The sequence below is a fragment of the Mycolicibacterium setense genome, assembly GCF_000805385.1.
GTDB classification, from domain to species: Bacteria; Actinomycetota; Actinomycetes; order Mycobacteriales; family Mycobacteriaceae; genus Mycobacterium; species Mycobacterium setense.
Genome location: NZ_JTJW01000003.1, coordinates 1 through 13,584, shown reverse-complemented (window position 1 = coordinate 13,584; position 13,584 = coordinate 1). Strand labels below are relative to the sequence as shown.

General features: G+C 66.2%; 11 protein-coding genes. 7 read left to right on the top strand and 4 right to left on the bottom strand.

Features of this window, described 5'->3' with window-relative positions:
* The first annotated feature begins 44 nt into the window (after positions 1 to 44).
* The gene (locus QQ25_RS01645; protein ID WP_039376836.1) at positions 45 to 938 is read left to right on the top strand and encodes a helix-turn-helix transcriptional regulator; all 894 of its coding nucleotides are present in this window, start codon (positions 45 to 47) and stop codon (positions 936 to 938) included.
* On the opposite strand, the gene QQ25_RS01640 is transcribed toward QQ25_RS01645, so the two are convergent.
* A complete protein-coding gene (locus QQ25_RS01640) occupies positions 923 to 3,535 on the bottom strand; it encodes a helix-turn-helix transcriptional regulator (protein WP_039376834.1) in 2,613 nt (870 codons plus the stop codon). The two genes, QQ25_RS01645 and QQ25_RS01640, sit on opposite strands and share 16 nt — an antisense overlap.
* Before the next feature lie 146 nt (positions 3,536 to 3,681).
* On the bottom strand, positions 3,682 to 4,122 hold the full coding sequence (locus QQ25_RS01635) for an SPW repeat protein (RefSeq protein WP_039312628.1): 441 nt from the start codon (positions 4,120 to 4,122) through the stop codon (positions 3,682 to 3,684).
* A 136-nt stretch (positions 4,123 to 4,258) separates the two neighbouring features.
* On the opposite strand from QQ25_RS01635, the gene QQ25_RS01630 reads away from it, so the two are divergent.
* On the top strand, positions 4,259 to 5,713 hold the full coding sequence (locus tag QQ25_RS01630) for a hypothetical protein (protein ID WP_039376832.1): 1,455 nt from the start codon (positions 4,259 to 4,261) through the stop codon (positions 5,711 to 5,713).
* Positions 5,714 to 5,768: 55 nt separating this feature from the next.
* On the opposite strand, the gene QQ25_RS01625 is transcribed toward QQ25_RS01630, so the two are convergent.
* The gene (locus QQ25_RS01625) at positions 5,769 to 6,479 is read right to left on the bottom strand and encodes a TetR/AcrR family transcriptional regulator (protein WP_052235555.1); all 711 of its coding nucleotides are present in this window, start codon (positions 6,477 to 6,479) and stop codon (positions 5,769 to 5,771) included.
* Positions 6,480 to 6,569: 90 nt separating this feature from the next.
* On the opposite strand from QQ25_RS01625, the gene QQ25_RS01620 reads away from it, so the two are divergent.
* Together QQ25_RS01620 and QQ25_RS01615 are read left to right on the top strand one after the other, a co-directional pair.
* Positions 6,570 to 7,655, top strand: coding sequence for an oxygenase MpaB family protein (locus QQ25_RS01620; RefSeq protein WP_039376831.1), 1,086 nt, complete (start codon positions 6,570 to 6,572; stop codon positions 7,653 to 7,655).
* A 1-nt stretch (position 7,656) separates the two neighbouring features.
* Entirely contained in the window at positions 7,657 to 9,360 is a 1,704-nt protein-coding gene (locus QQ25_RS01615) for an aldehyde dehydrogenase family protein (RefSeq protein ID WP_039376829.1), read from the top strand.
* Positions 9,361 to 9,369: 9 nt separating this feature from the next.
* Here QQ25_RS01615 and QQ25_RS01610 read toward each other — a convergent pair whose 3' ends face one another.
* Positions 9,370 to 9,951, bottom strand: a complete 582-nt coding sequence (locus tag QQ25_RS01610; RefSeq protein ID WP_039312611.1) for a TetR/AcrR family transcriptional regulator — start codon at positions 9,949 to 9,951, stop codon at positions 9,370 to 9,372.
* Positions 9,952 to 10,091: 140 nt separating this feature from the next.
* Between QQ25_RS01610 and QQ25_RS31225 the strand changes: the two genes are divergently transcribed.
* The 3 genes from QQ25_RS31225 to QQ25_RS01595 all read left to right on the top strand — a co-directional run.
* A complete protein-coding gene (locus QQ25_RS31225; protein WP_082017374.1) occupies positions 10,092 to 10,814 on the top strand; it encodes a class I SAM-dependent methyltransferase in 723 nt (240 codons plus the stop codon).
* Positions 10,723 to 11,106, top strand: a complete 384-nt coding sequence (locus QQ25_RS01600; RefSeq protein ID WP_234706001.1) for an MmpS family transport accessory protein — start codon at positions 10,723 to 10,725, stop codon at positions 11,104 to 11,106. The genes QQ25_RS31225 and QQ25_RS01600 overlap by 92 nt, the downstream gene beginning before the upstream one ends.
* Positions 11,103 to 13,584 (top strand): MMPL/RND family transporter (locus QQ25_RS01595; protein WP_039376827.1); only part of this gene is annotated, 2,482 nt, incomplete at its 3' end. The genes QQ25_RS01600 and QQ25_RS01595, both read left to right, overlap by 4 nt.

Sequence of the window (13,584 nt, the reverse complement as noted above, 5' to 3'; positions counted from 1 at the left end):
GGCATTACCTGTTTACGCGCCCGGGACGGCCCTACCGTAGAGGCATGGGCACGATGGACTTGCGCAACGAGATCCGCGAGTTCCTGAGCTCACGACGGGCCCGGATCAACCCCGAACAGGCCGGACTACCCGCCTATGGCGGAAACCGCCGCGTCAAGGGCCTGCGCCGCGAGGAAGTGGCATTGCTGGCCGGGGTATCGGTGGACTACTACGTACGCATGGAACGCGGCAGCCTGGGTGGAGCCTCCGAGAGCGTGCTCGACGCGCTGGCCTCGGCGCTGCAGCTCGACGAAGCCGAACGCGACCACCTGTTCGCGCTGGCCCGCGAATCCGGGTCTCACGGCACCCGTCGGCGGCGCAAGACCACCGCGACCGTGCGTCCGGTACTCCAGCAGGTCCTCGACGCCATCACCGATGCGCCCGCCTGGATCCGCAATGGCCGTCACGACATTCTGGCGATGAACCAACTCGCCCGCGCCCTTTATTCCCCCGTCCTCGCCGACCCCCGCCGGCCGGCCAACACCACCCGGTTCGTCTACCTCAATCCCGAAGCCGCCGAACAGTTTTTCGTCGACTACGACAAGGTCTCCCGGGATGCCGCTGCGATGCTGCGGCTGGAGGCGGGACGCAACCCACACGACGAGGACCTGGTCGCACTGATCGGCGAATTGTCCACCCGCAGCGAGTTGTTCCGCCAGCGTTGGGCATCGCAGGATGTGCGGTTCCACCGCTCCGGCCGCAAGCGGCTCCGGCATCCCGTCGTGGGTCAGCTCGACCTCGACTTCGAGGCGATGGAGCTTCCGTCGGAGCCGGGCCTGGCGCTCAACATCTACACCGCAGCCGCAGGCACTCCGGCCGCCGACGGTCTCACGCTGCTCGCCTCGTGGGCGGCGAGCCAGGAGAACCTGGCCACCGAGGGGGCTCAGGCGCGAGCCTGAGGTGATCCATGCCGGATGATGGCCGCGAGTTCCTCACGTGAACTGACGCCCACTCGCTGGCAGGCCCGGTACAGATGACCTTCGACGCTGCGCACCGACATCACCAGCCGATCCGCGATCTGCTTGTTGGTCATCCCACCGACCACGAGTTCGACGATCTCCCGCTGCCGATGTGTCAACGGCTGACCTGCCGGATTGCGCAGCGCGGGGGTGCACAGCCCGCCACATTCGTCGGCGCCCTCCTGAGCAATCGCGGCCGCATGCGCACTGCGCTTGCCCTGGCCGTCACGGCCGAACGCGACCGCGGCCTGCGCGGTCGCGTCGACAGCAGTCGCCCGGTCACCGATGGCGCGGTAGCGCTCCGCGACCGCAAGTAGTTCGGTGCCGTCGTCGGCGGCCAGCGCCTCGACATGGCGGGCGACGATCTGGGCCAGCGGCAGTTTCAGGGTCTCTGCGAGTTCCCGTGCCCGCGCCGCGCCGGTCGTGTCACCCCACTGTGCGGCGGCTTGCAGGCACGCCAGTTCATGCGTGGGTTGTTCCCGCCGGGCGGCGTCGCGGCCGGCGTCACGCACGACGGCGACCGCATCGGTGAGCGCCCCACCCGCGGCCAGCGTCCACCCGGTGGCCAGTGACATCGCGGTATGCACGAAGACGTAATCCTCGGGCACCCGCTCGCCCGCCCGGGCCAGCGCTTCCTGGGCTGCGGCGGCATGGCCGAGCTTGGCATGCGCCTCGGCCAGTGAGAAACAGCTTGCAACCCGCAAACCCGTTGTTATGTCATGCGTTTCGACGCCGGCATAGGCCTCGTGCAGGTGTTTGACCGCGCCGACGAGATCGGCTCGGGCCAATTCAGCGTGACCGAGGAGATAGGCGAGGTTGGCGTACGCGATGCCGGGAACGTCGCGCGCGGACTCGTCCAGACCAGCCGCCATCGCGACCAGGTCGTCGATGCGCCCGGTCAGCCGGCAGGCCCGGCCGTGGACCGCCCCGAACCAGAACCGCATGGGAGACGATTCGAACGATATGGTGGCCCGCTCGATAGCTTTCTCGGCGACGAGGTCGATATCGTCAATGTGTCCGAGGGCACCGAGCGCCATGACCAACGCGATCGAGGCCATCATGGCGTGGATATCGGGCAGCCCGGCGTAATCCAAAGCAGCCCTGGCATTTTCCTCCGCACGCACGCAGTGGCCGAGCACGGCGTCGACACAGCACTCGACCGCCAGGCGCTCCATCCGCTGGGCATCGGATTCTGTTGTCTCGGCGAGCTTTTCCAATACCGCGCGGGCTTCGAGCGGTCGGCCGAGCATCCAGGTCAGGTTGGCCGCCCGCACCGTCGCCCAATGGTGACCGTCCGGCCTGCCGTCGGTGCTGATGTCACGCAGGATCGCCTCGGCTTCATCACCCCGACTCAGCAGGACCAGTGTCATCGCCCGCATCGGCGCGGCCTCGGGTGCACCGCATTCGGCTGCGGCAGCGGCGAATCGGTCGGCCGCGTGGGGATCGAGTAGGACTGCAGCGCACCGCGCCGCCGTCAGGTACAGGTCCGGATCCGGTGGCAGGTCGGAGTTCAGCGCCAGCAGTGCCCGGCGCACCGTGGCGCGCATATCCCCGTCGGGCTCGGCCGCCAGCCGCCGTGCCAGCTTTCCGCGGATACTCGACAGGTGCATCTCACCGGCTGTGGCCCTGCGTAATTCGCCGTACAGCGGATGCGCGAGGGTGGCCACCAGGTCGCGCCCGGCGCGTTCGACCGTGACCAGATGCATCTGCTCCGCCGCCTCCAGGTCGGCGAGGTCGACAAGATCGCGCAGGACGTCGACGCTCAGTGGCTCACACTGCGAAAGCGTGTCGAGCACCAACGCCATACCGGGATCGAGTTCGCCCAGACGTCGCCCGACCATGTCGGTGATGCTCTGGGACACGGCCACATCGCCGTCCCACATCCACACCCCGGCGGACTTGTGCATCCGCCCGGCGGCGATCTGATCCTTCACCAACTGCAGCAGATACAGCGCGTTGCCTCCGGTGAGTTTCCAGAACCGTCGCGTGCTGCGGCTGTCGACGGGTCCAGCGGCGGCCGATTCGATCAGAGTGGCGGCCGCGGCGGCCGAAAGGGGTTCGAGGTCGATCCGCTCGAGCAGGCCGTCTTTCCACAGTGCCGTCACCGCATCGGGTTCGGGGCCGCCGGAACGCGCGGTGACGACCATACGCACGCCCTGTGTCTGTGCGAGTTGGTGTACGACGTGGGCCGAGAGCGGGTCGAGCAGGTGGGCGTCGTCCATGCCGATGACCACTCTGCCCATGCGCTGTTGCGCGACGAACGAATCGATCACCCGCCGCACGTCGGGCAGCGGGTCGCACATGTTCTGGCTGATCGATCCGGTGAATGCCCCCAGCGGGATGGCCCGCGCAGATTCGGTGCCGACGAACCAATTGGTCCGGTGCCCGGACGCCGCCGCGTGGCCGAGGGCCTCGCGGGCCAACCGGGTCTTGCCGACGCCGGCGCTACCGACGATCACCACTCCGTGATGGGTTCCCGGCCCACCAAGGGAGCGACGGATCGCCGCCAGTTCTTCTTCCCGCCCCGCCAGCTTCATCTCAGCAGTTCATACCCGCCATCGCCGTCATCGGAGTCCTGCGATTGCCCACGATATGGCGTGCGAGCAGCCACGGGGCGCAAATTGACGCAGATGTGCCCAACCGGCCGGTCGGAGCACGGCTGGTTTACCGGACCTGCCTACCGTCAGGCGTGCCGCGCTTCAGAGTTGCGCACCCGCATCCCGAAGTACATCGCGTTGAAGCCCAGCACCATCACGAGCGCACCGCTGATCACGTGCGACCAGATCATGCCGGTGGTCGGTCCGCTGACAAACACCCACGGCGAGATGATCAGCCACACACCGAAGATCGGCAGTGTCCAGGTCATGCCGTGCGCGCGGTCCAGCGCGAAGCTGAAACACATTGACAGGAACGCGATCGCCCCTCCGACGATCAGATCGTTGACCGTCAGCCCGTTGAAGGCGTCGAAGCCGACGATCCATGGTGACAACGCGACGTACATCGCCGTCAGCAACGTCAGGCCGAAGGTGACCTGCGCTGCCATCGACTCTGCGACACGGTCATAGCCGGCCCGTAGGGCCATGATGTCCGGGTGTTGGTCGATTGATGAATGGACTGTACTCATTTCTTATCCTTTCCGTTACCCGGCAAGGCGTTTGGGCCTCACCGCCCCCATCCATCACTTCTCAGATTACGCCGTGACGGGCGCGATGGCGGCGGTCGGCGACGGTTCACGCCGGTAGGCAAGTACAGTCTTCTCAATGCGGTGGCGCAGCAACGCCCGAACAGATGATCCCACCGGCGCACGACAGCAACTCGGCTGGTTCGCAACACTGTTCGCGATGGCCTTGGTGTTCCACTATTCCGACAGCCAGCCCCTTGCGGTGGTGCCGGTTCTGCTGGCCGGCCTGCCCGCCCTGTTCTTTCCCGGCTCGGTCGCCGCGGCCGTTCTGACTGTGGCGGCCGGCGCGACGGTGGCCGTGCTGAACCTGCCCGCCGCATCGAACCATTTGGTGCTGAGCTTGCTGGTCGCCGTCGCAGTCGGCACCGCGGCCCTGTGGGCCCTGGCCACCAGAGACCGGCCCGGGGCGCCGGGCAGCTTTGTCGAGCGGTGGCTGGATGCAGCCCGCAGTCCGGTCGGCCTCGTGTTGCTCGTGGTCTATGCGTTCACGGTCTTCGACAAGTTGAACACCGCTTACTTCACTCCGGAAACCTCGTGTGGCAGCGACCTGTTCGGCCAGCTCATCTGGCTCAACGGCTTCGACGATGTGGTGCCGGCCCCGGCCCTCGGGCAATTCGTCGCCGTCGTCGCGGTCCTGATCGAGGCCGCCATTCTGGGGTTGCTTGCCGTGCCGCGCCTGCGCTTCTGGGGCGTGCTGCTCGGGGTGGGCTTCCATTCGGTACTGGCGCTCGCCTCGTTCTACGACTTCGCCACCGTCGTCTTCGCGGTGTACGTGCTGTTGGTCCCGACCGAGGTGTTCGCGACGCTGGCACCCCGAACGACCCAGCTGCGACGGCTGGCGCTCACCGGATTCGCGGCCCACGTGCTGCTGAGTGTGCTGTCGAGCTCGGCCGAGTCTCCGGCGAGCCCGGTCGGCCTGCCATGGCACACCCTGCTGGTCCTCACGTGGTTCATCGCCGTGACCCCGTTCATGGTCGCGCTGCTGCGCGCCTACCGGGTGGTGCAGGCGGCCGGCGTCAAGACTCCGAACTGGAGCCTGCGCCCGCTGGTGCTGCTCATCGCGCCACTACTCGCCGTGGCCAATGGGGCCACGCCGTATCTGGGGCTCAAGACCGTGGCGAACTTCTCGATGTTCAGCAACCTGCACACCGAGGAGGGCACCACCAATCACCTGCTGCCGGGCGTCACCGCCTTCCAGCCGGCGGGCTACCAGCGCGACACCGTCACCATCGTCGGGCTGGAGCTGCCCGACCAATCGGGTGACATGACAAACCTTCGTCGGCAGACCCGCTGGATGTCCGAGGATCCTCCGGTCCGCATCCCATGGCTGGAGCTGCGGCGCACGGTGCTGCTGTGGCAGGACGCGGGCCTGACCGGCGTCCGCATCGCCTACCTGCGCGGCGGCCCGCCGCGCGTGGTGGACGATGCGACGCACGATCCCGTCCTCGCCGCGCCGCTGCCCTGGTGGCAACGCCACCTGCTCGCGTTCCGAGCGGTCGACTCGGGCTCGGGCGCAGAGGTTTGCCGCTGGTAGGCCCGAATGGCGGCGTGCGGCCCGATCTCCCGCCACGGCGCCCCATACGCGAACGTCAGGCGAGGCCGACGCGTTCGGGGTTTCGGTAGGTCTCGGCCCGCGCGGCGATCACATCAGGCGTCGGCAGCGGTTCGGCGCTGTCCAGATACACCCCACCGGCCCGCAGCGTGTCGTCGACCAGAAGCCAGATCCACCGGACGAGGTCGGCCACCAACCGGTCCTGCGCGGTCGAGCCGGGCTGGTCAAGCCACCGGCCGGTCGTCGATTCGACCAGCCCGACGATGGCGAAGGCCAACGGCTGCGGATCCGTAGAAACGCCAAAAGCGTTGAGGTACACCGTGAACAACTCACCGAGCTGGGTACCGATGGTCAGCCGGATGTCCGCGATGGCGTCAGGCGTCGAGGCGTCCTCACCCAGTGAGCAGCGAGCCAGGTAGCGGTAGAGGTTGCGGTGCTCGACGAGGAACCGCACGTGGGCGCCGACGCTGGCCTCGATGATCTGGGCCATCGAACCGTGCGGTGTCCACAGCGGCGCAAGTTCGGTGTTGAGCATTTCGGCGGCGCGCTGCGCGATCGCCCGCTGTAGGTCGGCCGCGCCGGCGAAGTGCCGATAGAGCTTGGTGCGGGTGACACCGACATGTGCGGCGATCTGCTCGGTCGAGGTCTGCGGACCGTGTTCGGCGATGGCGGACAGCGCGGCGTCGACGAACTCGACCCGTCGGCGTTCCCGCTGGCCCGCCCATCTCCCGGTGACGCCGCTCTCCACAAGCACACCCTAGCAATCAAGTGGTACATGACGTACCATTCAGCCAACTGGTACGTCATGTACCACTAACTTTCGGAGGGAACGACGCAGATGGACGCGCTAATCGCACTTCGCAAAGCGGCAGGCCTACCGGCCGTCGCCGAACCGTTGGCGCCGGCCGAGGACTACGGATTCTTCGGCCCGGATTCGGTCACCTGGAAGGTGTGGAGCTACCCCACATCGCTGCTGATCGGCTTCTCCCGTGCGGTGACCATCGAGCACCTCGACCCGTTCCTGGCCGCCGCCGTGGACGCCACCGGGCAGGTGTACGCGCGCACCCGGCTGCGCTACGACCGGACCATGCAGTACTTCGCCCTGGTGGCCTTCGGCGACGCCAAGTCCGTTCTGGATGCCTCCGAGGTCCTGGTCAAGATTCACGCCAAGGCGATCGGTACCGAGCCGATCACCAAGCGCCCGTTCGACGCCAACGATCCGCACTCGCAGCTGTGGATCCACCTGACCGCGTGGCACTCGATCCTCTACAGCTACGAGATGTACGGTCCCGGCAAGCTGTCGCCCGCCGAGGAGAACCAGTATTGGGAGGAGTGCGCGCGGGCCGCGGAATTCCAGACCATCAATCCCGACGACGTGCCACGCACCCGCGAGGGCATCCGCGAGTACTTCGAGAGCAACCGAGCAGACCTCGTGGGCTCCGAAGTAGCGCAGAAGATGATGGACTACCTGGTCGACCTGGGCTACCACATCCTGCCCGAGCGGATGCCGCACTGGATGCGCAAGCTGTTCAACGTCCCCATGCGGGCCGCCATCATCGCCACCATGCCGCGCTGGATGCGACTGCTGGGCGGTATCCCGCAGCGCCGGTTCGCCGATGTCGCGGCCCGAGCGGTGGTCCGCCCCCTCCTCAAGGCCATGGCCATGAATCCGCGTCTGGAACTGGCATTCCTGGACCTCACCACCCCGCACACCACGCCGATCGTCGGCCCCACCCTGCTCGGTGTCCCGGCCAAGAACACCGTGACCTACACGCCGGCCGAGGCCAGGGCGAAATGGGACCGGACCACTCCGTTCGAGCAGTACGCTGCGATCGTGGCCAAACGCGAGGCGGGCGACGGCCCAACTCCATATGCCCACAACCACCACGAAGCGTTGGTGCAATTCGACAAGAGCGCGAGCTGACATGACCGAAATGCAGATAGACGAGGCCCTCGAGGAACTCGTCGAGGGCGAAAAGACCTGGGCTTCCCTGTCATTGGCGGCCCGCCGCGGGTTGCTCGACGAGGTGCGCGCGCTGACCGTGCGCCATGCCGCCGAGTGGGTCGACGCTGCCGTCGGGATCAAACAACTCGACCCGTCCTCGCCGCTGGTCGGCGAGGAATGGATGTCGGGCCCGTACTCGCTGGCGGCCGGGCTGGGTGCCCTTTCGGAGAGCCTGGCCAAGCTCGAATCGGGCCGCAGCCCGCTCGACGGCGCCGAGTTCGGCTACGCCCCCGGCGGCCGCACGACGGTAAAAGCCCTGCCGCTCAATACCTTCGACCAGCTACTGCTGTCCGGGTTCAGCGCCGAGGTGTGGCTGCAGCCCGGTATCGAGAAGGCCGAGGCGATACGGGCGGCCGGCCTGGCCCAGCGCGACCCGTCGGCCACCAATGGTGTGGGTGCGGTCCTGGGGGCAGGCAACATCTTCTCGATCGCCCCGCTGGACACCATCTACGAGCTGTACGCGAACAACCGCGTCGTGGCCCTCAAGCTCAACCCGATCACCGATCCGCTACTGCCCGTCCTGACCAAGGTGCTGGCTCCGTTCATCGCTGTCGGCGCGGTGCGCATCCTGACCGGCGGAGCCGAGGCCGGCACTTACCTGGTGCGGCACAAGCGCGTCGACCATGTGCACATGACCGGCAGCGCACTGACGTACGACGCCATCGTGTTCGGCACCGGGGAGGAAGGCGCCCGGCGCAAGGCGGCCGACGAGCCGGTGCTGGACAAGGAAATGACCGCCGAGCTCGGTGGGGTGTCGCCGACGATCGTGCTACCCGGCGTCTGGAGCAAGGCCGACATCGAGTTCCAGGCCAATCACGTTGCCACACAACGGCTGCACAACAACGGCTACAACTGCGTGGCCGCGCAGGTGGTGGTGCTGCCCAAGCGCTGGGCGCAACGCGACGAGTTCATCGCCGCCATCCGCAAAGCCGTCAACGACGCACCGACGCGGGCGGCCTACTACCCCGGCTCCGACGTCAGGGTCGCCAGCGCCGACACGTCATACCCGGACGCACAGCACCTGGGCTCCAGCGGAGCCCGGGTCCTGGTGGTCGATCCGGCCGACCGCAAAGCCCTGTTGTGCACGGAGTACTTCGGTCCGGTGCTCGGCGTGATCGAACTCGACACAGAAGACGACAATTCGGCTGAACGATTCCTCGAGGAGGCGGTCCGCGTCGCCAACGACGAGTTCGTCGGCACCCTCGGCGTCAACATCATCGCCCACCCGGACACCCTCGCCGGCCTCGGCGACAAGTTCGACCACCTCGTCGAGCAGCTGCGCTACGGCACCATCGCGATCAACGCCTGGACCGGCGTCGGCTATCTGACGCCCACCGCCACCTGGGGCGCCTTCCCCGGACACAAGCGCAACGACATCCAGAGCGGAACGGGCGTGGTGCACAACGCTTTTCTGCTCGATCGCCCGGAGCGCACGGTGGTCCGCGGCCCGTTCCGGCCCGCGCCGCGCTCGGTGGTCCGCGGCGAGTGGTCGTTGTCGCCGAAGCCGCCGTGGTTCGTCAACAACCGCACCGCGGCCACGACGGGCCGCCTGCTGGTGGACTTCGCCGGCAACCCCGGATGGGGCAAGCTGCCCGCGATCTTCGCGTCGGCGCTGCGGGGCTGATTTTCGGCGTCAGCCGGAGGAGACGGGCGTGGCAGGCGCGCGCAGCAACCGTTGCGCGCAATCCAGCAGCACGCGGTGCAGTTCCTCGTCGGTGACGTCGGCGAGCGCGGGGTCGGTGGCGCTGCCGTAGACACCGGCGGCGAGCACCGACATGCAGATCCGGTCGGCGGCATCGGGTTCGGGGCCCAGCAGGATCCCGGTCAGTCGTTCGATCGTGTCCTGGAGTTCGTCACGACTGTGCACGAGGCTGTCGATGACTGGGTCTCCGTGGAACACCGCGGTGACGCGACGGTGCCGCACCGCCATCTCCACCATGCCGCTGATCGCGGCCTCCCGCCGGGCCTCGGGTGTGGACATCGCCTCGGCGATGCGGACCAGGCGGATCATGTCGTCGAAGACCGGCTGGATGACCGCCAGCACGATCTCGTCCTTGGAATGGAACTGGTAGTAGACGGCGGCCTTGCTGACGCCCAGGCGGTCGGCGATCATCTGCAGCGACGTTCCGTTGACACCGTGCTCGGCGAACAGGCTCAGCGCCGCTTCCAGCACCCGCTCGCGCGCAAAGCCACGCGGCGCAACAGCCTTCGCCACACCCCGTCCCTTCGTCGCGCCGAGCGTACCCAGACGCGGGCTAGATCACAGTGTCAATAGTCGAACTAACTTGATTGAAGTTAGCCGACTGTATAGGTTTCACTTTACATCCGGCAAGGAAATCGCGAGGAGGAGTGCCGATGCCGAGCTCGTGCCTGGCACTTCAATCAGACCTCCTCGACACCTATCTCTTGACTGCTGTCGAGTCCGGCGTCGCACAGGTCGTTTTCCTGGCCTCCGATCTGGATCCGCGACCGTACCAACTGCCCTGGCCGGCGGACATCACCGTCTACGTCGTCGACGATCCGGCGATCCTCGACGTCAAGACCCACGCCGTGACAGGTATCACGCCAACGGCGGCGGTGTGCGGTGTGCCTGCCACGATCAGCGACAACTGGGCCGCAGCACTGGTCCGCGCCGGATTCGACGCCGACCGGCCGACCCTGTGGAGCGTGGAAGGCGTATTACCCTTCATCCCATTGGACGAGCAGCGTCGGCTCGTCGCCGACATCACCGTCATGAGCGCACCGGGCAGCAGGCTCGTCTCGGAGATCTCGGTGAGTCCGTTCCGCGACGAATCCGACGGAGATGTCGCCTCGGATGTCGACGTAGAACGATGTTGGCGGGAAGCCGCCGACGCCGAGATGATCACGAAGTGGCAATGGAGCTTCCAAGCTAGCCGGTACGTCACCGCGTACCTGACCTCCGAAAGGCCGACCAGCGAATATGAAGCTGTTGAGACGGTTCTGGATTCCATTGATCATCATCGCGGTGGTGTTGGTCGGCGGATTCACGGTGATGCGGGTACGCACGTTCTTCGGCGCAGGCGACGGCTCCGGCTTCGCCAGCGCCAAGGTCGATGACACCAAACCCTTCGACCCCAAGGTCGTGGTCTACGAGATCTACGGCGAGCCGGGCGCCACTGCCGACGTGAACTACCTCGATCTCGACGCGCAACCGCAGCGCATCGACGGGGTCAGCCTGCCGTGGACGCTGCGCTTGGAGTCCACCGCACCGTCGGTCTTCCCCAACATCGTGGCCCAGGGCAACGGCGACATGATCAGCTGCCGGATCACCGTCGATGACGAACTCAAGGACGAGAGAACCTCCAACGGCGTCAACGCCCAGACCTTCTGCTTGGTGAAATCTGCATGAGCAATTACGACACCCCGACCGACTCGATCCCGGCGGCCCCCGCACCTAAGCACAGCAATCATGGCGGGATCGCCAAGTGGATCCGGCGCTTGTCGGTGCCGATCATCATCGGCTGGATCGCCGTCATCGCTGTCCTGAACACCGTCGTTCCGCAGCTCGAAGAGGTCGGGAAGATGCGCTCGGTGTCGATGACACCGGACGATGCGCCGTCGATGATCGCGATGAAGCGCGTCGGCGAGGTGTTCCAGGAGTTCAAGTCCAACAGCTCGGTCATGGTCGTCCTCGAGGGTGATCAGCCCCTGGGCGACGAGGCACACAAGTACTACGACGAGATCGTGGACAAGCTCGAGGCCGACGACAAGCACATCGAGCACATCCAGGATTTCTGGGGCGACCCGCTGACCGCCTCGGGCGCCCAGAGCTCCGACGGGCATGCCGCTTATGTGCAGGTCTACACCGCCGGTAACCAGGGCGAGGCGCTGGCCAACGAATCCGTCGAGGCCACCGAGAAGATCGTCCAGAGTGTGCAGGCGCCGCCAGGCGTCAAGGCGTATGTGACCGGACCGGCCGCGATGTCGGCCGATCAGGAGATCGCCGGTAACCGCAGCCTCGAGATGATCACCGCCCTGACGTTCGTGGTCATCATCATCATGTTGCTGTCGGTCTACCGCTCTGTGGTGACCGTGCTGCTCACCCTGTTCATGGTGGTGCTGTCACTGTCGGCAGCCCGCGGCCTGGTGGCGTTCCTGGGCTACTACAACATCATCGGGCTCTCGACGTTCGCCACCAACCTGCTGGTCATGCTCGCGATCGCGGCATCCACGGACTACGCGATATTCCTCATAGGCCGATATCAAGAGGCCCGAAGTGTCGGCGAGGACCGAGAATCGGCCTACTACACGATGTTCCACGGCACCGCCCACGTCATCCTGGGTTCGGGCCTGACCATCGCCGGCGCCACGTTCTGCCTGCATTTCACCCGCCTGCCGTACTTCCAGTCACTGGGTATCCCGCTGGCCATCGGCATGGTGATGGTCGTGGTGGTCGCGCTGACCCTCGGCTCGGCGATCATCACGGTGGCCACCAAGTTCGGCAAGACGCTGGAGCCCAAGCGGGCCATGCGCACCCGCGGGTGGCGCAAGATCGGTGCCGCCGTGGTGCGCTGGCCCGGTCCCATCCTGGTCGCCACCATCGCCATCTCGCTGGTCGGCCTGTTGACCCTGCCCGGCTACAAGACCAACTACAACGACCGCAAGTACCTGCCGCCGGACCTGCCGGCCAACACCGGGTACGCCGCGGCGGACCGCCACTTCTCGCAGGCCCGGATGAACCCCGAATTGCTGTTGATCGAAAGCGATCACGATCTGCGCAACTCGGCGGACTTCCTGGTGATCGAGCGGATCGCCAAGCGCATCGTCGGCGTGCCGGGTGTCTCCCGGGTGCAGGCCATCACGCGTCCGCAGGGAACGCCGATCGAACACACTTCGATCCCGTTCAACATCAGCATGCAGGGCACGACCCAGACCATGAATCAGAAGTACATGCAGGACCGCATGGCTGACATGCTCAAGCAAGCCGATGAAATGCAGGTCACCATCGACACGATGGACAAGATGATCGCGCTCATGGAGCAGATGCGCGACGTCATGAACAGCATGGTCGGCAAGATGCACATCATGGTCGACGACGTGAAGGAACTTCGCGATCACATCTCGGATTTCGACGATTTCTTCCGGCCGATCCGCAACTACCTGTACTGGGAACCGCACTGCTACGACATTCCCATGTGCTGGGCGATGCGCTCGGTGTTCGACACCCTCGACGGGGTCGACACCATGACAGCTGATTTCGAGCAGATCGTGCCGGACATGGACAAGATGAACGCACTCATCCCGGTGATGATCGCGAACATGCAGCCCATGATCGCGACGATGAAGACGATGAAGACCATGATGCTGACCATGCAGGCCACCCAGGGCGGCATGCAGGATCAGATGGCGGCGATGCAGGACAACTCCACCGCCATGGGTCAGGCCTTCGACGCCGCCAAGAACGACGACTCGTTCTATCTGCCGCCGGAGACCTTCGAGAACCCGGACTTCAAGCGCGGCATGAAGATGTTCCTGTCTCCCGACGGGCACGCGGTGCGGTTCATCATCAGCCATGAGGGCGACCCCATGAGCCCCGAAGGGGTCGCTCACGTCGAACCCATCAAGCTGGCCGCCAAGGAGGCGATCAAGGGCACCCCGCTGGAGGGCTCCAAGATCTACCTCGGCGGTACCGCGGCCATGTTCAAGGACATGCAGGAAGGCGCCAACTACGACCTGCTGATCGCCGGAATCGCCTCGCTCTGCCTGATCTTCATCATCATGCTGATCCTCACCCGCAGCGTGGTGGCCGCAGCGGTGATCGTGGGCACCGTGGTGCTGTCCCTCGGCGCATCCTTCGGTCTGTCGGTGCTCATCTGGCAGCACCTTC